This window comes from Taishania pollutisoli (assembly GCF_014518315.1).
GTDB lineage: Bacteria > Bacteroidota > Bacteroidia > Flavobacteriales_D > Crocinitomicaceae > Taishania > Taishania pollutisoli.
Map to the genome: position 1 here is coordinate 328,552 of NZ_JACVEL010000001.1, position 23,586 is coordinate 352,137.

At 39.7% G+C, this 23,586-nt stretch carries 18 protein-coding genes; 17 read left to right on the forward strand and 1 reads right to left on the reverse strand.

Translation table 11 applies throughout. The features are described 5' to 3' along the window. From H9Y05_RS01410 to H9Y05_RS01475, 14 genes are all read left to right on the forward strand, one after another. A complete protein-coding gene (locus H9Y05_RS01410) occupies positions 1 to 861 on the forward strand; it encodes a phytanoyl-CoA dioxygenase family protein (RefSeq protein ID WP_163492399.1) in 861 nt (286 codons plus the stop codon). 3 nt (positions 862 to 864) lie between these two features. Then, positions 865 to 1,968 (forward strand): ABC transporter ATP-binding protein, encoded by a 1,104-nt coding sequence (locus H9Y05_RS01415; RefSeq protein ID WP_163492398.1) that lies wholly within the window; start codon positions 865 to 867, stop codon positions 1,966 to 1,968. A 9-nt stretch (positions 1,969 to 1,977) separates the two neighbouring features. Beyond that, on the forward strand, positions 1,978 to 2,772 hold the full coding sequence (locus tag H9Y05_RS01420) for an SAM-dependent methyltransferase (protein WP_163492397.1): 795 nt from the start codon (positions 1,978 to 1,980) through the stop codon (positions 2,770 to 2,772). Then, positions 2,772 to 3,860 carry a UbiA family prenyltransferase gene (locus H9Y05_RS01425; protein ID WP_216713301.1) on the forward strand — a complete coding sequence of 363 codons (1,089 nt, stop codon included), beginning with the start codon at positions 2,772 to 2,774 and terminating at the stop codon, positions 3,858 to 3,860. The genes H9Y05_RS01420 and H9Y05_RS01425 overlap by 1 nt, the downstream gene beginning before the upstream one ends. Before the next feature lies 1 nt (position 3,861). After that, entirely contained in the window at positions 3,862 to 5,631 is a 1,770-nt protein-coding gene (gene asnB / locus H9Y05_RS01430) for an asparagine synthase (glutamine-hydrolyzing) (RefSeq protein WP_216713302.1), read from the forward strand. Positions 5,632 to 5,646: 15 nt separating this feature from the next. Next, positions 5,647 to 6,093: a hypothetical protein gene (locus H9Y05_RS01435; RefSeq protein WP_163492394.1), complete on the forward strand. Its 447-nt coding sequence runs from the start codon at positions 5,647 to 5,649 to the stop codon at positions 6,091 to 6,093. Between the two features lie 22 nt (positions 6,094 to 6,115). Next, a complete protein-coding gene (locus tag H9Y05_RS01440) occupies positions 6,116 to 6,946 on the forward strand; it encodes a hypothetical protein (RefSeq protein ID WP_163492393.1) in 831 nt (276 codons plus the stop codon). Further along, positions 6,943 to 7,875, forward strand: a complete 933-nt coding sequence (locus H9Y05_RS01445; protein ID WP_163492392.1) for an NAD-dependent epimerase/dehydratase family protein — start codon at positions 6,943 to 6,945, stop codon at positions 7,873 to 7,875. Before H9Y05_RS01440 ends, H9Y05_RS01445 begins: the two co-directional genes overlap by 4 nt. After that, a complete protein-coding gene (locus H9Y05_RS01450) occupies positions 7,865 to 9,025 on the forward strand; it encodes a hypothetical protein (protein ID WP_216713303.1) in 1,161 nt (386 codons plus the stop codon). The genes H9Y05_RS01445 and H9Y05_RS01450 overlap by 11 nt, the downstream gene beginning before the upstream one ends. A gap of 1 nt (position 9,026) precedes the next feature. Next, positions 9,027 to 9,938, forward strand: coding sequence for a glycosyltransferase family protein (locus H9Y05_RS01455; protein ID WP_163492390.1), 912 nt, complete (start codon positions 9,027 to 9,029; stop codon positions 9,936 to 9,938). After that, positions 9,935 to 10,906, forward strand: coding sequence for an NAD-dependent epimerase/dehydratase family protein (locus tag H9Y05_RS01460; protein WP_216713304.1), 972 nt, complete (start codon positions 9,935 to 9,937; stop codon positions 10,904 to 10,906). The genes H9Y05_RS01455 and H9Y05_RS01460 overlap by 4 nt, the downstream gene beginning before the upstream one ends. Before the next feature lie 3 nt (positions 10,907 to 10,909). Beyond that, entirely contained in the window at positions 10,910 to 13,474 is a 2,565-nt protein-coding gene (locus H9Y05_RS01465; protein ID WP_216713305.1) for a glycosyltransferase family 39 protein, read from the forward strand. Positions 13,475 to 13,747: 273 nt separating this feature from the next. Beyond that, a complete protein-coding gene (locus H9Y05_RS01470; protein WP_163492387.1) occupies positions 13,748 to 16,912 on the forward strand; it encodes a T9SS type A sorting domain-containing protein in 3,165 nt (1,054 codons plus the stop codon). A 319-nt stretch (positions 16,913 to 17,231) separates the two neighbouring features. Continuing rightward, the gene (locus tag H9Y05_RS01475) at positions 17,232 to 18,974 is read left to right on the forward strand and encodes a T9SS type A sorting domain-containing protein (RefSeq protein WP_216713306.1); all 1,743 of its coding nucleotides are present in this window, start codon (positions 17,232 to 17,234) and stop codon (positions 18,972 to 18,974) included. A 14-nt stretch (positions 18,975 to 18,988) separates the two neighbouring features. On the opposite strand, the gene H9Y05_RS01480 is transcribed toward H9Y05_RS01475, so the two are convergent. After that, entirely contained in the window at positions 18,989 to 20,941 is a 1,953-nt protein-coding gene (locus tag H9Y05_RS01480; protein WP_216713307.1) for a ComEC/Rec2 family competence protein, read from the reverse strand. A 231-nt stretch (positions 20,942 to 21,172) separates the two neighbouring features. Between H9Y05_RS01480 and H9Y05_RS01485 the strand changes: the two genes are divergently transcribed. Genes H9Y05_RS01485 through H9Y05_RS01495 form a run of 3 tightly spaced genes read left to right on the forward strand, consistent with a single transcriptional unit; the run spans position 21,173 to position 23,582 of the window. Continuing rightward, positions 21,173 to 21,520, forward strand: a complete 348-nt coding sequence (locus H9Y05_RS01485; protein WP_163492384.1) for a 4Fe-4S dicluster domain-containing protein — start codon at positions 21,173 to 21,175, stop codon at positions 21,518 to 21,520. Between the two features lie 26 nt (positions 21,521 to 21,546). Beyond that, a complete protein-coding gene (locus H9Y05_RS01490) occupies positions 21,547 to 22,296 on the forward strand; it encodes an ABC transporter ATP-binding protein (protein WP_216713308.1) in 750 nt (249 codons plus the stop codon). Beyond that, on the forward strand, positions 22,296 to 23,582 hold the full coding sequence (locus tag H9Y05_RS01495; RefSeq protein ID WP_216713309.1) for an ABC transporter permease: 1,287 nt from the start codon (positions 22,296 to 22,298) through the stop codon (positions 23,580 to 23,582). The genes H9Y05_RS01490 and H9Y05_RS01495 overlap by 1 nt, the downstream gene beginning before the upstream one ends. Positions 23,583 to 23,586: the final 4 nt, after the last annotated feature.

Consider the following 23,586-nt stretch of genomic DNA (forward strand, 5'->3'; position numbering starts at 1 on the left):
ATGCGAAGAATATTTAATAGCGATGAATTGGAAACAAAATTTCGGCAATACGGCTTCGTCTGTGTTCAACTATTTACCCCGGATGAATTTACTGACATTAAGAATTTTTACGCAAACGAATACCACAATGAATTACATGGATTTCATTCTTCACTTCACTTAAAAAACGAAGAAATTAAGGCAAAAACGTACGAATATCTGAATGCTACTTTAGGACAAAAAGTGAATGATTTACTTTTTGATTATCGATTGGTAACTGCCAGCTTTGTTGTTAAAGAACCTGGTAACAACTCGGAGGTAATTGCTCATCAGGACTGGAGCCTTGTCGATGAACGTAAATATGTATTTTTAAATGCATGGACTCCTCTGGAAGATTTAACAAAGGAAAATGGTGTGATTCAGTTAATTCCGGGTACACATAAATTACCCATCACATACAGAGGGACCGGTATTGAAGATCCTTTAAAGCAATTAAGGGATCAATCAGGTACGTTTTTAAAAAGATTACTTCAACCGTTTTTCCTTAAAAAGGGGCAGGTGCTTATTTATGACGCAAGAATAATTCATCAATCCCCGGCAAATGTTTCTCAAACAAGAAGAATTGCTTGTGCGTTAGGATTTATACCTCAAGACGCTCAATTGATTCATTATTCATATAATCGTGACAAAAACAGGATACTAAAGTTAACCGTAAAAGATATTTTTTTTGTTAAATACTCGGTTTATTCACAAATAATTCCGCAGGAAGTAATCCTGGAAGAACAAATTGACCATTCCATCATGTGTAAGATACTGGATAGAAAAGACATTTTAAGAACCCAACCTGTACTGGAGCGAATCAGACGATCTATTGGCCTTTAAATTATGGATAAAAACATATTAATTGAGTTAACAAACGTGTCAAAAAAATATTCTTTTTTGAATGTGCCGAATACAAATTCCGCAACAGACTTCTATGCGCTGAAAAATATTTCTTTAGGGATTTCAAAAGGTGAAGTAGTAGGAATAACAGGACCTAATGGAAGCGGAAAAAGTACTTTATTAAAGCTACTCTCCGGTGTTTCCAAACCAACCGGGGGAATCATTAAAATAAAAGGTAAAGTTGGCGCTATTTTAGAACTAGGAGCAGGTTTTAACTTAGAATTGAGCGGAAGAGAAAACATTTTTTTGTATGGAATTCTATTGGGCGCAAGAAAAAAAGAAATTGAGCAAAAAATTGATGAGATCATTGCATTTAGTGAAATAGAAAATTTCATTCATCAACCAGTAAAAACCTATTCAAGCGGGATGTACCTTCGGTTGGCATTTAGCATCATGGTGCACTTGGATTGTGACATTTATCTACTCGACGAAGTACTTGCTGTTGGTGATCAATACTTTACGGAAAAAGCATTAACTATTCTGCGGCAGAAAATAGAAAACGGCATTACCGCAATTATTGTCAGTCACAATACTGAATTTTTATTAAACATTTGTACAAGAATTCTACAAATCTCAAACGGTCAGATTGTTTCTAATAATGATGCCACTTTTGTGTTCAATGAAACAGCTTATTTTAAACTCGATCAAAAGATACGTTTAGAAAATATTAAGCATATTGAAACAAACGAAGAAATTACTTTTCATTTATCTTTCAGCAATATCAATCAGAAGCCAACACTTGATGTTGGCCTCTCATTTGATTATAATAATTCGATACAATCCAGGTTTGTCATCAGCTCTATTGATAGTGTCAAAAATATAAGCCCATCGGAAATAGATACAGAACTAAACGTTACATTTTCGATTGGAAAGAAAAATTTGAAAGCCGGTGAATATAGTGTTTCTGTCTTTTTGATTAAAGACAAAAAAAATATTACAAAATCTTTTATTTCTTGTTATACGATAAGGTTAGAAAGTGAAAAAATAGATTTACTTGAAATCTATCCCAACCCACTGAAACTATTTGTAGAATGGAAATATAATTAATAGACGAATATGTTAAAAAAAATAACCAATTATCTTACTCCCAAAAAGGTCGAAGACTATTATGATGCCTGGACAGCCAATTATTTAACTGGTTTTGGATTAATTTTTCAGTCTAAAGTTGCAGAGAATGATGATCAATTGATACAGTATTACGCAGGTCAGATGGGGATTCAGGATGGATTAACCATACTCGATGCTGGCTGTGGAGTCTGTGGAGTCGCTGTGGAATTAGCAAAATTAAACACGATCACGATTGACGCTGTAACAATTTCCAAAGAGCAGGTTTCATTCGGAAAAGAACTTGTGTCAAAGCATGGGTTAGATGAAAAAATTACTGTCTTTAAAGATGATTTTCATTTATTATCAAACTTTAAGCATAATCACTATGATATTATTTATTTCATGGAATCACTCGTTCATTCAAACAATCCGAGAAAAGTTATAAAAAGAGCAAAGCAATTACTAAAACCTGATGGGGTTATCTATATCAAAGACTTATTTGAAAAAACGCCATACACAAAAAGCGAGCAAAAAGACATTCGTAAATGGGTAAAACACAACAATAAACATATAAAATTAAACATTATTCCTAAAGAGAAATTATTAATGATACTCCGGAAAGAGGGGTTTCAATTGGAATTTTGTCAACTCATGAAAATTCCTACAAATCAGGATAAAGGAAATAAATTTGTGGTCGATTTTCATATCATGCCGGATCCGCTAAAAAACTCACTCCCCCCCTATTTAGAGTGGTATGAAATTAAAGCGATTAAACCTGGTCCCAACATCATACAAAAGATGTAATGCATCATAGAAAAAATAAAGTTGCTGTTTTTTTGCATTCAGTTCGTATGGAAGACTGGATCATCAGCTTTATTCCTCAAATTTTTGGATTTTGTTATTTCTTTATCTATTATTTTGACGGTTCTTTTAATACCAGTATTTTATTACACCTATTACTTTTTGTCGTATCTTCTATTGGTTTTGCAGCATTCGGGTATTATATCAATGATTTTTATGATCTTGAAATTGACCGAAAAGCCGGAAAAAAAACGGTACTGGGGAGTTTAACAAAACGACAAAAAAGGGGGCTGCTTTTCAGTAGTATCATCTGCATGTTTTCCCCCTGGATTCTTCTCCCCGCTAATGAATATTCTATCGCACTTATCGTATCCGAAGTAGTGATCTTTTTCCTTTACTCTCATCCGCTTTTCAGACTGAAAGAAAACTGGATTCTCTCCATTATCATTGATTCCTTATATGCATATACAATCCCTTTTACACTCTGCCTGGTAACATTTTCTTTATATTATCAGCATACAACGGATATTTATCTATTATTCATTACCGCCACTTTTTTTATTGCAGGATGTAGAAATATTATCGTTCACCAATTGAGCGATTATGACAATGATCGGAAAGTGGGAATACAGCTAATCCCGCATGTAATAGGAATTAAAAAAACAAAAAGCCTTGTATATTTCTGTATGTGGATTGAGGTTGGATTGTTATTTGTAATCTGGTTGCTATATGCTTACTTTTTTCATTGGACATATGCACTGTTTTTACTGATAATCGTTCTATACAGTCTCATCCATTTGTTTAAGAAAACAGAGAAAAGATTACTTTTTCCCAATTATTATTATCAGGTATTACTACCTGTAACTTATGCGATCTTATTGATCAGTATCGATCTTCAATGGATTTATTTTATTATCCCGTATCTGATCATATTTCATTACAATTTATTGCATTGGATTACCTGTCGTTTAAGATCTGTTTTAAGTAAAATTGTAAATTATTCGATCTACTATTTTCTTCTTATTTTTGGTATCAATCTGAAAAAGGAAAAAAAATCTGTCTATAACTATTTGAAGCGAAAAAGAAATTGAAATGTGTGGAATAACCGGATATATTGACATACACAATAGAATTTCTCCATCTGTCATTCAACAAATGACCGACACCCTCATGCATCGGGGGCCGGATGGTGGCGACACGTACATTTCCGAAAACGGGCATTACGCGTTGGGGCACCGACGCTTGTCCTTCCTGGATTTATCCGAGCAGGGAAAACAACCGATGAAAGACAATTCGGAAAAGGTCATTATCACATTTAACGGGGAGATTTACAATTTTCCGGAGCTCAAAAAAGAACTTTCCGACAGTTATGAATTCAAGACCTCAACGGACACAGAAGTCATCCTGGCCGGGTATCGAAAATGGGGAATTGATGTCGTGAACCATTTAAAGGGAATGTTTGCATTCGCACTGCTGGATGAAGAAAAACAGCAACTTTATTTCGTTCGTGACCGCTTTGGAATCAAGCCGTTGTATTATGTCTTTCAAAATGATCAATTACTATTTGCCTCTGAATTGAAAGCCATTCACGCTGCCAACATCATTCAGAAGGAAATGGATTTCTCCTCATTTGCAGATTACTTTGTGTACCGTTACATTCCATCTCCGAAAACAATTTGGAAACACATTCATAAACTTCCTCCGGCACATTATGCAACTGTTGATTTACAAACCTTGAATTGTAAACTCGTCGAATACTGGACAATTCCTGTTGACAACCAGCAACAATCCGACCAACAGATGATCGAACAGGTTGGATCCATTCTGCAGGAATCTGTCAGACAGCACATGTATGCCGACGTTCCGGTGGGTTCGTTTCTAAGCGGTGGTTATGACAGCAGCACGTTGGTTGCTTACATGGATCAGCTGGGGCAAAAACCGGCAACCTTTTCAATTGGGTTTTCAAAATGGGAGAAAAGCGAAGATCACTTTGCAAAAATTGTGGCCAATCACCTGAATGTTCCCAATGAATCGGTTGTTGCAGACGAAACAAGCCTGAGACTGGTTGACCGTATGGCAGTGGTATACGATGAACCGATTGCAGATATCTCTATTGTTCCAACCTATATGGTAAGTCAACTCGCTCGCTCGCGTGTGAAAGCCGTTTTGAGTGGAGAAGGTGCCGATGAACTCTTTGGGGGATATACCTGGCAACACGATTTTTTCAATCAGCAATACCCTTCCTCGGTATTGGATAAACTCAAACGAAAGTTATTTAAAAATGATCCGGTCAACTACTATGCAAACGCGATGGCAATGGGTTGGTTTGACCGGGAAGAGTTGAAAAAGATGTTGCATCCTGATCTACATCAATACATTCCTGAAGATGTCCATTGGTTTTATCGTAAGCATTTCAAAAAAGAGGTATCTCCGCTGAAATCGATTCAATACATGGATGTAAAGTGCTTCATGGGAGAGCTCGTACTGACAAAAATAGATAGGGCAAGCATGGCCAATTCACTTGAGGTGCGTGTTCCTTTTCTCGACCATGAACTCTTTGAGTACGTTTTTAAACTTGATGAAAAAACGTATTTCCGGAAAGACCAAACGAAGTATTTATTGTACAAAAACATTGAACAACAACTTCCAAAAGAAATTTTAGAACGAAAAAAACAAGGATTTGTAGGTCCCGACGCTTACTACATGGATCTCAACTGGTACAAAGATCAACTTAAAAACAGCAGGTTGGTTGAGTTGAAGCTGATCAAACAATCATACATTGATGATTTATATAAAGAGTCCTACAACTGGAAATTATGGAAATTACTCATTATGGAAAAATGGGTGCAACAATGGGTATAAAATAGCTGCAATACTATGAAAAAACTCACTAACAATTTAATACATCTTTTTGTCAAATACCCTTTCTACTTCGGGGTACTTTTAATTACGTTTTTTGTAACAGAAACGTATCCGTTTTCAGTTTATCCGATGTACAATAATTTTCCCAATTGGTCTTATACTTTTTACCTTGAAGATGAACACAATAACAATCTGAACAAATACATGATTGTCCATCATGCAGAACTTAGTCATCTCTATTACACAGAGTGCGATAATCAGAAGATAGGACATGGATATGGCATCGAGTCAGTAGCCGATTTAAAAGTAGTTGGGGAACGTATTACTCGCCAGGTGATTCACTGGGAAAAACTCAGAGAATCTTCAGTTGAAGAAGTAAGGTTATACCGGATATACAATTACATAAAGGACAATAAATTGATTTCGGATACAACTATTCTTTGCACTACTTATGTTAAGTAATCTCAATAACACAAATCAAAAGTTGGAATGGTTATGCATTAAAATTCCATTCATCTTGTTTTCGATCAATCAACTCGTTTCAACATTAATCCCTATTAATTCTATATCCTCCGGGAAAGGAATCTGTTCATTGTTCGATTGTAACCCGCTACTTTCTGACGTGTTTAAAGTAGTTATCATTAGCTTATTACTCGTCTTCTCTATTCTGTACATCATGGAGAAACAAATGATTATTTCAACGTTTGGCATTTTCTGCATTGCTTTACTTGTGTTTTCTCTTCATGAATCATTTGGTGTGTCTGCCCGAACCGGAGTATTTACACTGATTTGGTTGGCTCAGTTTTTTGCCTATTTATTCTATAAAAACAATCCGAATCAGATTTTATTACATAAAAACCGGATTTTTTATCCCGTTCAAGTAATTGTAGCCTGTTACACATTGGCAGGATTATCAAAAATCTGGACCTCAGGATTATCCTGGTTATATGATGCCCGTTTGATGACATTACAACTACTAAAATCGAATCAAATGAATTATTTTGACGGAAAAATTCCTGCGGAATCGATTCTTTCTTCAAAAGTTCAATTCGTATTTGATCACAAAGAATTCATGGCCACACTACTAATGATCGCGCTTTTGATAGAAATTACCTCGGGGTTCGGATTACTGAATAAAAAAATGACAATCATATATGGATGTTTATTACTTTCCCTTCATATCGGAATCGACTTATTCTTTAACGTAAAGATAGAAGCATTCTATAAATCGATGATCATCTTCATGATCAATCCGTTTTACCTGATATATCTATTTATAAATAAAATACCTATATTTCGTCCGAAAACACTATGAACAAAATATTCATCACAGGAGCTGCAGGCTTCATTGGTTCTCACCTCCAAAAAGAGCTGCAATCATACGTGGAAGTATCCGGCATGGATAATTTACAAGCTGCTGCTTCCCGGCAACGGTCCGTTCACTTCGGAGCCAGTGATGAACATTCGATTCATTCAGGTTTTATTGATCAGATGCACACAAAACCGGATGTGCTGATTCACCTGGCAGCGGAAACCGGAATCTCTGGTTCATTGAACAATCCTGCACGCTATTTCCATCAAAATGTGGAAGGAACATTCAATGTATTAGAACAATGCCGGAAAAACGGAGTAAATTACCTGATTTATGCAAGCAGTTCTTCCGTGTATGAACCGAGTCAATCCATTATGCATGAGGATTCTCCGCATGACAAGCAACTGTCATTTTATGGTACAAGTAAGCGCATGACAGAGCTAATGATTGACAATTACTGCCGTCAATTCGGGATCACTGCCATCGGATTGCGTTTTTTTACCGTTTATGGCTCCTGGACCCGAACAGATATGGCCGCATATAAATTTATGAAGGCAATCAGCAACGGGAATCCTGTCACGTTATACAACGAAGGAAATGTATTCAGAGATTTTACGCATGTGAGTGATATCGTTACATCCATTCGCCTGTTAGTGAATAAAATTGTTGGTGAGCGGCCGGGAACACACCAAATTTTCAATATCGGAAACGGTGCCCCTGTTTCCGTACATCGTTATGCCGAACTTATTGCGCACTACCTGGAAAAACCATTGCAAATACAATATGCGACACTTCCTCTCAATGAATTGAAATCAACACATAGCGACACATCAAAACTGGAGAGCTATACCGGATATAAACCCATCTGTTCTATCGAACAGGGAATTCAAGAGATGACAAACTGGTTTAAAAATGATCCTTATGAAAAATAGTTTCATTTTTGTCGTTTGCGGGGCACGGGAACACATTGACACCCTGCACTTTTCACTGGAATATCTGAAAAAATATACTTCCAATGAAATTTGGGTATTGACGGATACTTCCCGCAACGAGATTCCGGTTATTCATGATAAAGTAGTTGATGTCAGAACTCCGGAGGCATTCAACCACCATCAAGCCAGTATTTTTCTGAAAACAGGAATACATCACTATTTCCCCAAGGGAAACCGCTATTGCTACCTGGACACGGACATTCTCGCTTTATCGGAAGAGGTGGATGACGTATTCAATGAATTTGTTTCACCCATCTCCTTTGCCCCTGATCATTGCACAATGGAGCAGTTTTCGGCCTATGCTGTTAATTGTGACTGCATTTCGTTATATGATACTTATTCCAATCGAATTGAAAAAAATCTGGTTGCAATCGATCCGCTCAGAACATCTTCCAAACCATCGATCATTGAAAACCGGAAAAAACTGGTATCGTTTTATCAGCAAAACAATTCCATTCCCCGCAAAATAGCCGTCGGACTCAGATTTTTGTTCTCATTCAACCGTTTCTCAATTCCGCAGGGAATCTATTTTGATAAAAAGGATAAAACCTGGAAAGATCAAACAGGAGAATCGTTCATGCATCATTTCAGATGGGCTGAAATCAGCAAAAAAAGTGGATTAAAATGGAATCACCTGAAAGGTTACCCTGCTCTTCCTGACGGACGGTCACTGTGGAAATTAAGCTGTAATCACCTCAAAGAACAGATTGCGGAAACCTTTGACATTGCTGTAAAAAATGATCATTTTCAACACTGGAACGGAGGTGTTTTTTTATTTGACGACTCATCGCATGATTTTTTAAACATGTGGCACGAATCGACACTGGAAATTTTTAAAAACCCCCGCTGGAAAACCCGGGACCAGGGAACCTTGATCAAAACGGTCTGGCAATTCGGATTGCAAGAGCATCCTACACTGAATAAGAAATGGAACCTGATTGCAGATTATCACAACCCTTTTTTGCGATGGGAAGGCAATGTGGTACACATCGGAGCTCAGGAGAGTTATACACCGGCATTATTGCACGTCTATCATCATTTCGGCGATGAGACCTGGGATTTCTGGAACACCATTCCAACAGTAAATTAACATGAAAACAGCTGTTTGTACCATATCCACTAAAAGTCACCTGTTTAAGAGCTATGCGCTCCTTGAATCGGTCAGAAAATATAGTGGTGCGGATCTGTTTTGCTTAACTACTGATACAAACGAGCAACCGGAACTTGCGTTTATTCATCATTCTGTCCTGGAATCACTTGATTCAGCCCGGGCAGAAAAAATCAAACAACGCTACAAAAACAACCCCGACAAACTTCGGTGGGCATTAAAACCGGTTTACTTAAAATACCTCATTGAGCGTGGATATGATAACGTCATCTATGTTGATAATGATATTTTCTTTTATGCGTCTCCCGATTTTTTGTTCGAAAAATTAGAAACAGCCTCCTTCCTGTTGACTCCTCATTTTTACAAAGCGCATCCGCATAAAGAGCAAAACTGGCTGGAAGCAAATTTTCGTGTAGGATTGTATAATGCCGGGTTTATCGGTGCGGGGAAAAATGCACTACACATACTGGATTGGTGGATTGACTGTTGTACCTATAACATCAAAAAAGCATACTGGCGGGGGTTGTTTGACGACCAAAAATACCTGGATTTGATTCCCGTTCTGTTCGATCACGTTGAAATCATCAAACACAGGGGATGTAATTTCGCAGGTTGGAACGAGGAAGAAGCTGTACTACAGAAAACAGGTACGAACGAGCTGCTTATCAACAACGATCCATTGATTTTTATTCATTTTGCGCAACTTTCAATTGAACGGTTTTCGCAACCACAGTCAATGGCACACGACGCGTTTAATGCCTACTTGTCCCAATTGCAAAAACACAAACCCGGATTTACATTTCAAAGTAAAAAACTGACGACCTCCTCTTTTTCAACATACTTTTATTACCTTCGATGGAAATTTGTCAGACTATTTGAATCTAAACTATTATGAAAGCGAAAAAGAAGGCGATCGTTCTTGGCGCGGGCGGCTTTATTGGAAGTCATCTGGTAAAACGTCTGAAACAGGAAGGATTGTACGTAAAAGGAATTGACATCAAACACCCCGAGTTTTCTGAATCTGCTGCTGATGAATTTATAATCGGAGACTTACGGGATATTCACACTGTTCAGAATAATATCGATGAAGCTGTGGATGAAGTATACCAGCTCGCCGGAGATGTCGGAGGTGCAGGGTATATTTTCACAGGACTGAACGATGCCAATGTCATGCATAATTCAGCTCAGATCAATCTGAATGTTGCAAAAGTTGCCACTGAAAAAAAAATACAGCGTCTTTTCTTCTCCTCTTCTGCGTGCATTTATCCCGCAGAAAATCAAACAAATCCGGAAACTCCGAATTGCGAAGAAAACTCTGCATATCCTGCCAATCCGGACAGCGAATACGGATGGGAAAAACTGATGAGTGAACGCTTGTATCTTTCTTATAAACGCAATTTCGGATTAAATGTAAAAATTGCCCGGTTTCACAACATTTACGGTCCTGAATCCACCTGGAAAGGAGGAAAAGAAAAAGCACCGGCCGCTATCTGCAGAAAAGTAGCGGAAGCCGGCTCAGGACAACCAGTGGAAATTTGGGGAGACGGATTGCAAACCCGGTCATTTCTGTACATTGATGATTGCCTCGATGCCACTATCCGGTTAATGCGATCAGATTACACCGGTCCCTATAACATTGGTTCGGAAGAAATGATTTCCATGCTGGATTTCACCAAACTCGTTTTAGCAATCAGTTCGAAAACCAATGCGATCAAAACCATTCACGGACCTGTCGGCGTACGCGGCAGATGTTCACACAACCGACTCATTGAAAACGACCTTGAGTGGTCGCCCGCATATACATTAGAAACAGGTGTTTCAAAGCTCTATCAGTGGATTCATCAACAGGTTAACAACAGTTAAAACATGGCAACAAAGCAAAAAGTAAAGCAAAATCAGCAGGAAGCTGTTTCTGCTCAGATTGGGCAACCGGTAACTTCTTTGAAAAAATATTACTACCTGTTTGGTTTATTAACATTTTTCTTGTTTGCCAATACACTTGGAAATGGTTATAATATGGATGATGGGATGGTTACCCGAAATCACCCGTTGACCTCAAAAGGACTGAGTGCAATCAGTGAAATATTTACTTCTCCTTATTACAGCGATGCAATGGGATATGCTTACGGATACCGTCCGATGGTGCATCTTTCTTTTGCACTGGAGCATGATTTATTTGGTGAAAAACCGGGAGCAGGACATTTTATCAATGTAATCCTGTTTGCTTTATCTGTTGTTTTGTTTTTTAAACTACTGGTGAAAATGCTGGGAGAAAAAAATGTGCTGTTTGCAGGGATTGCAACACTGTTGTTTGCCGTTCATCCGATTCACACGGAAGTAGTTGCAAGCCTGAAAAACAGGGATGAAATACTGGCTTTTTTATTCGTGATATGGTCGGCTCTATCGCTCCATAAATACCTGATAAAAAATAGTTGGTTTTCTATCCTTACTGCTTTTATTTTATTTTCATGTGCCATGCTTTCGAAAAAAAGTGTTTATCCGATGGCTTTTATACTACCAATAGCCATTCTACTTCTGAAAGATATTTCAATAAAACAATTAATTATACTATCGGCAGTATTAATTATTCCCGCAGCAATCATAGGGGCTGAATTAAAGTGGGATAGAACCATACTCATGATGGTGATTCCCATATCCCTTATTTTCATCAGTTATTTTGTAAAGAATTTCCTGGTATCAGAAAATAAAACGCCTCAAAAAAACAGTTTCCTCTACATACTGCTCATCGGGGTAATAGTACTTTTATCAGTATATACATCCGTGTTCTTTATGATTATCAGTATCCCCTTGTTTTTTTTACTGCTCAAAACGAATTTTCAGTACGGGATCACAACAATGATTGTCACACTGATTGGTTTAGATTTTTTATGGTCATCCAATTACGAATTACAACTATTAGCAATGTTATCAGGGATAGCAACGTGTATTCATCTCACAATAAAGGAAAAAACGGTCCCTGCTTTCTGGGTATCTGCGGCGGCGCTCTCTGTTGCGTATTTTCTATATCACCATCACGACATCGGAAACATCGTATTGATTGTCCATTTTATTATTCTGAGCAGTATCCTGCAAAAAAAACCAATCATCGGTCTGATAATCACTGGCGCTACAATACTGGCTGCACTAATAATCAGTGGACTTCCCGTTTATAATGTCTATATATTTATCTATAGCCTTACCTGGTATTTATCTCACGTAACAAAAAATAATCGATGGATATACTCCTCTCCATTCATCGGTTTGTGTATTTCACTTTCTGTTATATGGTACCAGCAGTTTCAACAACGAAATGAGTTACCGGTACAATTAGCGGAAAGCACTTCAGTAAAAGAACAGGAACAACCTTCAACTGCAAATTTTCTCAAAGAAGGACGCCAATTATTATACGCTGAAAACACCCTTGTTGCACCTCATACACAATCAGAAAAAATGGCAACCGGTTTTCTTACATTGGGTGAATATATCCGGCTACATAGCTTTCCAAAGGAACTTTCCTTCTACTATGGATATGCTAAAATTAAAACAGTAGATTTTAAACATCCGATGGTACTGATTTCAATTGTTGTTCACTTGTTTTTAATTTTTCTGGCCATATGGCAAATTCGTAAACGTCCACTGATCACAGTTGGGATCATGTGGTACTTAATGAGTATCTTATTGTTCAGCAACTGGGTAGAATTAGTAGCCGGTATGGTAGGAGAACGATTGGCATTCACAGCTTCAGCGGGGTTTTGTATTGTGATTGCAGGAATCATTTATTGGATCAATCCTGATTTTAACACCCGAAAACCGGGAATCATAGGAGCTGTTTTAGGAATCGTCATTGTATTATTTGCTGCACGAACCTTTGTAAGAAATATCAACTGGAAAGATACACTGACATTAATGAGCCACGACATCAGACACCTGGAAAATTCTGCACAGGCAAATAATCTGTATGCAATGACACTTATGTCTAATTCTATGACAGAAAAACAGCTCACACCGTCACAAAAATTAGAAATGCAGCAAACTGCTGTAGCACATTACGATAAAGCCACGCAACTATGGCCTGATTTTTTTAATGCATACATTGATAAAGGCAGGGCGACAATGATTACAAAAGACTACGACGAAGGAATACGTGCGTTGAAAAAAGCCATTGAAATTGATCCCGACAATACACTTCCCTATTACATTTTGCTGGAGATAACAGAGTTAAAAGGGGACTATAATGAATACCTCAGGAGCGCTCAAGAATTGTTTAAACTTCAACCGAATGACCATGCTTACGGAGTGGTAGCAAGGGGGTATTTTTTATTAAAGAATTATCCGAAAAGTAAAGAAATTTTAGTGGAAGGGTTAAAACAATACCCGGACAGTGGTATATTGATAAATAATCTGGCCATTGTGAATGAAAAAGTAAAATAACACATTGTTCTTTATTAATTTTCAACAAGAAAATAAAAATACATAGGTTTTTTACACTTATCGGTTAATCTTTTAACAATCAGGAAGTCCATGTCTATTTTTTTATTATTATTGTCTGTCACTTACGATCAATATTTTTATGCTTACGCTTTAATGATAGGTGGTATGTGATGCAACTTATTTTAAGTGATTTCGTCTGTTAGTTGTTAGGTACTATGACGTAGCTTGAAAAAGAAACTGCTGTTTATGTGAAATATCAACTATTATTAACGTATGAAAAAGAAACTCTCACTGTATTCACTGCTATTTTTATTAATTACACTGAACAAAGGCACTCTTCTTTTTGGACAAAACCAGGCACAAGAGTCCGAAAGAGCTGCAAAATACACGGTTGATGAATCGAAGTTTTTATGGGAAAATGAACCGTTTGGCACTTACGCCCAGGGAAGTGAAATCATTCAAAAACGCGATGCAACTACCAAACATTTCCGAAATCCGGATGGTACAATTACCGCACATGTATCTTCAGGGAAAATAAATTACTTTGAAAATGGTCAATGGAAGACGATTTTTCATAGTATTGTTCCTTCTTCTACAGGATTTGAAAATACAACCAATAATCACAAAACCTATTATCCGTCTACTTCAGCAGGAAATATCAAAACCACATTGGCAAACGGAGCAACATTGATTGATCTGAAAAATCTGAAAATGTATTACGAGGTAAACGGAAATCCCGTACAAACTCAGAATATACAGGAAAAACAAGGGATGGTTAACTACAACGAGCTGACTTATTCTAATGTTTACGGCGTCGGCATTGACCTTCGTCTGACACAAAATACGACACAACGAAAAATGGACTACATTATCAACAGTCCCGCTGCCTTAATAAACATACCTTCCGGAGCGCAATTTCTGGTATTTGAAGAACAAGTAGTGCTCCCGAATGCATGGACTGCACAATTAGTTAACAATGAAATTTTATTAATTGATCCGACAAATACCGTTCAGGTAATATACGAAAAACCGATCTTTTCAGATACTCCTCAGCATCATCATCACGATGGAAACTGCAATCATAGCCCTTCTCAAAATTCCGGCAAAAGTATGCATAGAAAAGAAGGAATCAGTGAATTGATACAAGTTGGAAATACATTGACGATCAAAACAAAGGTTTCCATCACCTGGTTAACTGCCCCGGAACGTTCTTACCCGATTATTATTGACCCTACTGCTAATTTTACTCCGAACAATGCTACTGCATGGACAGGGAGTCTTCAGTCATGGACTGGATACGCCGGAACAAACACAATAAGAGATAATGATTTCATTGCCGTAGGTAAATTTGATGATGGTGACGATGATGTTTTAAGCGGATGGGCCAAATTTAACATTGGAGGAATTCCTGACGGTTCTTGTGTTTCTTCCGCAGCATTATGGTATAAAGTGTATTACAATGCAACGACGCAATCCAGCTGTGTTACACAAGTACGAACACGTCACATGGCCAATGACCCGGTACCGGCAACTAATGCCACTATTCTTACAGATATTCGGGATGGTGCAATCTATTCCAATGCTGATTGGGCAATTAAGCAGGTAAATGCCGAAGGAGGGACTAATTTTTGGTATACCAAATCGCTAAACGCAAATTCCGAGTTGCAAGCCAGTCTAGCTGTGGATTGGTTTGGTGTAGGATTAGAAATGTACAACCACACCGGTGGTCATGCTGATTGCTGGATTGAAATACGAGGATACTCCAACGCCGACAGGATTTATCTTAGAGTAACCTATGACCCTCCCCCTACTGATCCGGGGTTCGGAAACTTTATGTGGAACGTAGCCGGACACAATGGAAACAACATTGATTTAACAGGTACCACATACTACGGGTATTACACACAAAATACCGGAAGTACCACCGATTTTGGTTTCAATACACAGGATATGACATATTCCGGGTGGAACAATACACTAAGCCCTTCGTCTTCCCCAACCTGGAACGGATGTATTCTTCCGAATGACAACTTTACATTTGTGCACAAACGTCGGGGATTCCCGTGCGGAACGTACCAGTTAACATTGAACAACTGGGATGATGCAACACGCGTATACATCAATGGAAACCCTACCCCTGTATGGAGTTGTCCGGATTGGAATGGCGCAGGAACCTGTACCGGGGGAATTGGTGTTTATGCATTAGACCCCAACTCCACGATCGAAGTAAGAACTGCAGAAGGAGTTGGAGGAGCAAATGCAAGTTTAAGTATCACACCGGTAGTTTCGACACTCGCATTGTCAGGTGACAGCAGAACATGTCCTGTTTCCGGAGATCAATGGGTACATTTCTACACCGGTTCTGATGGTCGTTACCTGGCTTCTGTGCGCGGAACCTCTCCTGCATCCAACTTAGGAAACGTTACTGTTACCGCATATGATGATGTGAATCCGCTGAATGTTCCGGCATGTAACGATCCGGGGTATATCACTTCCGTGATGGAACGCCATTGGGTGATTACACCTACAGTTGACGGAGCTGCTGAAGTACGATTGCCTTATTACGGAGAAGAATTAAGTCAACTGACAACCGTTGCAAATGCCAACAGCAATCCGGATGACAACGTAAGTGGTCAGGCAAGTGTCCGTTTAAGTAAATACTCAGGTGGTGTTTTCCCTGCTTCTGTCAATGTGAACAGTAGTCCTTTCGACAACTGCCCTGCATTAGGAGGTGTAGCCGGAATGACAACGATTCACAATAACTCAGGCGTCGGAACAGTGGCCGGAGTTACAATTCCGGGAGGAGAAGCTTCTGCACTGTACTCACAATATACCATTCCCGGATTCTCAGAATTCTGGTTACACGGGATGAACCCTACCAGTCCGCTGGCAGTGAATCTTTCCAGCTTTACAACACACTGTGAAGAAAACACGGTACGTATCAGATGGACAACCGCCTCTGAACAAAATTCCGATTATTTCACATTGGAGCGCAGTCGTGACGGATACAATTGGGATGCTATCGCAACAATAGATGGTGCCGGTACAACGAATTCAACAACTAATTATGAAGTAATCGATAATGCTGCTACGGAAGTGTATTACCGTTTAATTCAAACAAATTTCGACGGAACATCTGAACTGTTTGGACCTGTCATGAGTAATTGTACCTCATCTGCTAACGAATTAAAAATATATCCGAACCCGACCAACGGTGTATTTACAGTTGCATTGATTGCATCAGAATCCATCGGGGATGCAACAATACGTATTCAGGATGTAAGCGGTAAGATCGTAGCCGATCGTACTGTTAGTGTACTTTCCGGAACAAACAATGTTAGCTTTGAAGAAAAACACCTTGCCCGTGGGACATATATTGTTTCCGTGCAGGTAAAAGATAAAAATATCTATACACCAGTTCGATTGGTTATCCAATAAACCGGTAAAACATCTAATCGTAAAAGCTCAACCGGATTTGGTTGGGCTTTTTTATTTCAACAACTATTTTTCCAGTTGGCTTAACTCCTCTTTTTCAGCATTCTTCACAAAAACAACCAATTTTTAATCAATTTTTAACAGTTGAAATTAACTTTCTACTTATCTTCGTCAGGCTGAAAACAGCTATTTTTCTTATAAAAAACTCACTGTAAGGAAGATAAATTTGCTAACCGTTTTTCATTTGACAAACATCTATTTACTGAAATCTGAAAAAACGATTTAGATGACCACTGTCGATTGAAACAATAGAAACATAAGTATGTTGTATCATTTAAACTATTCACTCAGTCAATCACTGACCTGCTCCACTGTAAAAAAAATTTTCTCATTGCTATTCATTGGTTGTTTATACGCAACCGTATCATTCGGCGGCGGAGGAAGTTGTACCCCTCCTACAGCTCCGGCTGCAACAGATTGGGCAAATAATCAATGGGTTGTACATGCTTATAATTCCAGAGACATCAGTACCTCAACACCTTCCAATTACAGAGGGTACTATACACAGGATTTAATAACAGGATTGGGGTTCAATACTGCATGGAGCGGAAATAATTCCCCCAGCAGTGTAACATCTTCATCAACCAACACCGCATGGGTCGGATGTGAAGTAAACGCAAGTGAAAATACATTTATTCATAAACGAAGAGGATTTCCATGTGGTACCTATCGGTTGACCATGCAACGAAGAGACAATGAAACACGTGTATTTGTCAATGGGATAAATGTTACACCGGCAGGTATGGATACATACAATTCATATTCAGGTACTCCACAGACAATTGGCGTCTATATGCTCGATCACAATTCAACCATAGAAGTCCGGACAGGTGGTGGTGGGGCTCCTAACAATGCTGAATTACTGATAGAACGATACACAAACGGGATAGCGGTCAACAACGATTTCAGGACATGCCGTGTTACAGGAAATCAATGGGTAGATTTTTTTGAAAGCAACGGAAGGTATATTGCTTCAATCAGGGGCGCAACTGCAGGAACCAACCTGGGAGATGTCACCGCGCGAGTGTACGTAGACGGGACGGTAGACCTCGTGCCCGCTTGTGCGGATGCTTCCTATGAAACGGCAGTCATGCAACGGCATTGGGTGATCGATCCAACTACGAACGGAGCAGCAATTGTACGACTACCATACAGCAATACAGAGTTTCATAATCTTGCAACAGCATCTGTGACTTCGTCAAGTCCGGACGATCTGGTCACCTATCCCAACCAGGGAACTGTCTACACCAGTAAGTATTCCGGTCCTAACAATGTCAATGCCAACCCGGATGATAACTGTCCTGCATTGGGTGGAAGCGGGGGAACAACCCGCCACGTAAATAGCGGAACGGGAACAACAAATCCGGTAGCGGGAGTCAATGCATTTTATTCTGACTTCAGCATTCCCGGATTCTCTGAATTCTGGTTGCATGGAAATACGGTTACTACTCCGTTATCTGTACAATTATCTGATTTTAATGCGCATTGCGATGAATCGGGCACACGTCTCAACTGGACAACAGCATCCGAACAAAATTCCGATTATTTTACACTTGAAAAAAGCCGTGATGGTGATCAATGGGAACAAGTAACAACAATCCATGGAAAAGGAAATTCCAACACATCGAATACATACGAATTCACGGATCATGCAATCGCTGACGTTTATTACCGACTAAAATTAACCGATTTTGACGGTAAGCGTACCGATTTGGAAATCATACATGTCAACTGTACGGCGACAAAGAACCAGGCATTGATTTATCCGAATCCGGTTACCGGAGTATTTTCAGTCCGCGTTACTGCAACAGAAACAATGAAGGAAACAGCTGTTTTCGTCCGGGATGTAAATAACAAAATTGTTGCGTCACGCACGATTGACATTGCACCGGGGACAAACACAATTATTTTTGAAGGAGAAGATCTGTCGCCGGGAACATACATTGTCTACATCGACGGAACAGAGAAGAATACCTTCCCGCCTGTGCGACTGGTTGTCCAATAGTGTACCGGGTTATCTTATAACGACTCCCTGTATGCTCCTTCTGAAAGATCGTGATGTACGACGGGATTGTCCGATGGCTTCATCGAGATAATTTTGACAGCTTGTGAAAATTCGGTAATCGCTGTATTTTCATACGTAATCAGTGCAAATGTATCTGTGCTGTTAACAATGTCTATCCAGCCTTGTTTTAATGTCACATCAAAAAACTGTTGATTTCCTGTATTCAAGTGAAACACCCCTTCTGTAACCGGGTAAAATGTAACGATTCCCGGGTGAATTTTCTGATAATCCTGTACCAGTTTACGGGCTTGCTTTAATCCCTTTTCGTGACCTCCGTATATGCATACCTGCTGTTGACCGGAATTAAATAACAAAGTGGGGTAATTGGAATTGAAAATGACCCACTCCTGTTTTGAAAGGTTGTGCAACCGGTCTGTCTGTATCCATACTACAACAGGGAGCAGACAAGCCACCAACCGCAACCATTTTTTTCGATCCGCCCAATACAATCCGCAAAAAGCAAAAACATAGGTTGTAACAACCCATTCCCACTGCGGGGAAAACCCGACTGCCAGCGCACCGGGAATCAGTTCCACCATTCCGATAAAACCAACCAGTATGGAACAGCAAACAGCCAGTAACCAACCGACGGGAATGGATAAAAATGAAATTTTTCCAACAGCAATCAGACCGATTCCCAATCCGACAATCATACTCGCAAACAGTATTATTGCCAGATTCGTCAGAATAAAGTAATTGGGAAATTGGTGAAAATAAAAGAGTGAAACAGGAAGCGTAAAGGCTTGAGCTCCCAATCCGATAGCCGTGCCCTGCCAGACTGTATTCAGCCATTTTCTTCTGAAGAGTATTGCCTTTTCCAACAGTGGGTATACACTAAAAATTCCCAACATCGCTAAAAATGAAAGTTGAAACCCTACAGCAAAAATCGCTACAGGGTCCCACATCAAAATAAAAAACCCGGCAATGGAAAGTGCACTCACTGGTTGATAGTCCCTTCGCATGCTTTTTGCCAACAACAGAAACGTAAACATCAAAACTGCCCGCACCACGGATGCTGAAAACCCGGTCAGAAATGCATACAACCAAAGCAGTATCAGAATCAGTATGTAGGCAACAACCCGCCCCCTATGCAGAAATAATCGTTTAAAAATACCGAGGAGCAACAGTACGATCAAACCAACATGCATCCCCGAAACAGCAAGCAAATGCATCGCCCCTGCTGTCGAAAAACTACGTTTGGTCTCTACATCCAGGTCGCTTTTATCACCCAATAAAATTGCACGGATCACAGGGGCATTTTCAATTCCCACCCACTTGTCAATAGCATTCCCCGAATGAGTACGCATTGCATCCAAGAGCCGGTCAAACCATCCGGGAGGAACGTGTCTGATTAATTTCAATTGTTCTGAGGCTCCAAATCCCTGGTACCTCACTCCTTTTGATATCCAATACATTTTCGAGTTAAACTCTCCCGGATTATGCGTCAATTCTATTTCTCTCCACGTTGTCCGAAAGAGCAGCTGATCGTGTTTGTTCAATAGTGTTCCGTCATTTTCAGTGAGTAACACAACTTTTTCAGCTGTTTTTTTCCACCTCCCTTCTTTTGTCATGGCAGCTTCCAATCGTACTAAATTGGCATTCCATGCCCGGTCTGTACTCAATTGTTGCTCAACGCTGCCCAGGTAATAATTTTCTCCGTTGGTCAAAGAAACATTCTGGCCGGGAAAAACACGTTCCATTGATAAAAAGCCAATAGCAAAAAACAAAGGAATCCAAACCAGGTAAAGACGAATAGCATCCGGAATATACTTTACAAAACACCCTGACAGAAAACAACCCGCCACCATTATAAAAACCTGGGTATGAACATCTATGAGGAAGAAAAGCATGCCCGCACAATAACAGGACAACCAAAAAATTAATGTAGACGCGGTGAGTAGCTTCATAGTGTTGTAAATAGTAGTATCATCCTCAAATATAAGCAATCAGATTGATTTGTCCAAAAAGAAGCGTTGCCGGCAACACATGTCACAGATAATGTCAACCCGTTCATTTACAGAATACAACCTGTCTGTTCGATCGGGTCATTTTCATCGATTTGGCAAATTTAATTGCCCTATTTAAAAGAAGTTCTGTTCAAATTCAGTATATTTGCACACAATTTTAAGTGTAGTAAAATGGCAATTATGATTACGGATGAGTGCATCAACTGTGGTGCATGCGAGCCGGAATGTCCAAACAATGCGATCTATGAAGGAGGGGCTGAATGGCGTTATTCAGATGGTACCTCTCTTACGGGATTAATCACCACATTGGACGGGAAGGAAGTGATGGCGGATGATGAATTTGAGCCGAAAGATATGGATGTTTACTACATCGTAACGGATAAATGTACGGAATGTGTCGGGTTTCATGATGAACCTCAATGCGCCGCAGTATGCCCGGTTGACTGTTGTGTAGACGATCCGGATTACCGTGAATCAGATGATGAGCTGATCGCAAAGAAAGACTTCATGCATCTTTAATCGCTGTTGAAACAGGTGTTTACCGCATGGAACAACCCATCATTCAAATCAACGATCTAAAAAAGACATATGCAGGTGCGCTGGAACCTTCACTGCGGGGTATTTCCCTTCAGGTAAAATCAGGAGAAGTTTACGGCTTACTGGGACCAAACGGTGCAGGAAAAACCACACTCCTTTCCATCTTATGTGGCGTTGTAGCCCCTTCTTCGGGAACAATTCTGTACCGCAACCACCCGATTTCCGGGAACATCCGGCAATTGAAACAAGAAATTGGTGTCGTGCCGCAGGATATCGCCTTGTATCCGACATTAACAGCGCGGGAAAACCTGGAATTTTATGGCGCTATGTATGGAATACATGGTGCTGATCTGCAATCAAAGATTCAATTCTGGTTGGATCAATTCGAACTCTCACACGCAGCCAACCGAAGAATTGATAAATTTTCAGGCGGGATGAAGCGTCGGATCAACCTGATTGCAAGCATTATGCACAATCCCCAACTATTGTTCCTGGACGAACCTACCGTCGGTGTAGATGTCCAGTCACGGACAAAGATCATGGATCAGCTGGTGGAGTTGAATAAACGTGGAATGACCATCATATACACCTCCCATCACCTTGCTGAAGCGGAAAATTTCTGCGATACAATCGGAATTATCGATGCCGGGACAATTATCGCCAGCGGTTCGCCGAATGTATTGATTGAACAAACACCGGGAGCAAGAGACCTGGAAGATGTGTTTCTGGCATTAACCAATCGAAAATTGAGGGATTGATGAAAAAATTTATTGCCATCATCACCAAGGAGTTGAGAATGTTGCTCCGCGATAAGATCGGTTTATCGATTCTCTTTATCATGCCATTGGTTCTGATTGTTGTTATGACGGTCATTCAGGATGCAGCGTTTCATTCCATCAGTGAAGAAGGAGTTCCGCTTGTATTTGTTGATAATGACAAAGATTCATTGGGGATTTCAATCGGAAACGGCTTGAAAGAATCAACCCTCTGTGCTTTTTCCGACCAAATAGACGGAAAACCGGCAACGGCAGAAACGGCGAGAGCAGCTGTCAGTGAAGGGAAATTCATGATCGCGGTAATTATTCCTGAACATGCAACACAGAAAATTCGCACCAGCGTTGAAGGATTAGTAGAAGAAACAATGGGGTTGAGTGAGATCGGTGAGATCCGGCACTATGTTGATTCCGTCGAAATTCTGATGTATATCGATCCCGTTGCAAAGAATTCAATCGTGGTGACCGTTACCAGTAATTTACATGAATTCATTGCAGCAATGAAAACAAAACTGATGTTCGAGACGTTTTCTGAGCAAATCGGGGAAATTGTTCCTGATGGTGTGTCTAAACCTTCCAATGCATACGCAAAAACGCAGATCGTGTCCTACAAACAGGAGTATGCCTCGAAATTAGAAGGCGGAGTCACTCCCAATGCCGTTCAGCACAATGTTCCCGCATGGACCATCTTCGGAATTTTCTTTATTGTTGTTTCAGTTGTGAGCAACATCATGAAAGAGAAAAAAGACGGAAGTGCATTTCGCCTGCATACCATGCCTACAAGTTACAGCCAACTGATTATCGGGAAGCTCATTGTATATGTCACCGTCTGCACACTCCAGTTTTTTGCAATGATGCTCGTTGGGGTCTATTTCATGCCCGTGCTGGGACTTCCGGCGTTAGATCCGGGTGATAGTTATGTTGGATTGTTTTTCATTGGTATTTCAACTGCTTTCGCTGCGACTTCGTTTGGTGTACTGATTGGAACGGTTGCTCAAAGTGAACAGCAAGGTGCCATTTTAGGATCATTATCGGTATTATTGTTGTCGGCACTTGGCGGAATTTGGGTTCCGGCTTACGTCATGCCGGGAGTGATGCGAACAATCAGTGAATTCTCTCCGATGAATTGGGCGATGGACGGGTTCTATAAATTGTTGTTCAGAGGCGAAGGATTTTTCAGTACCTTTGCTCCGGGAATGAAACTTATCGCACTTTCATTCGTGTTCCTGTTGGGTGCTTCACTGTTTAATCGCTACAAAAAAAGAGCATAAATTT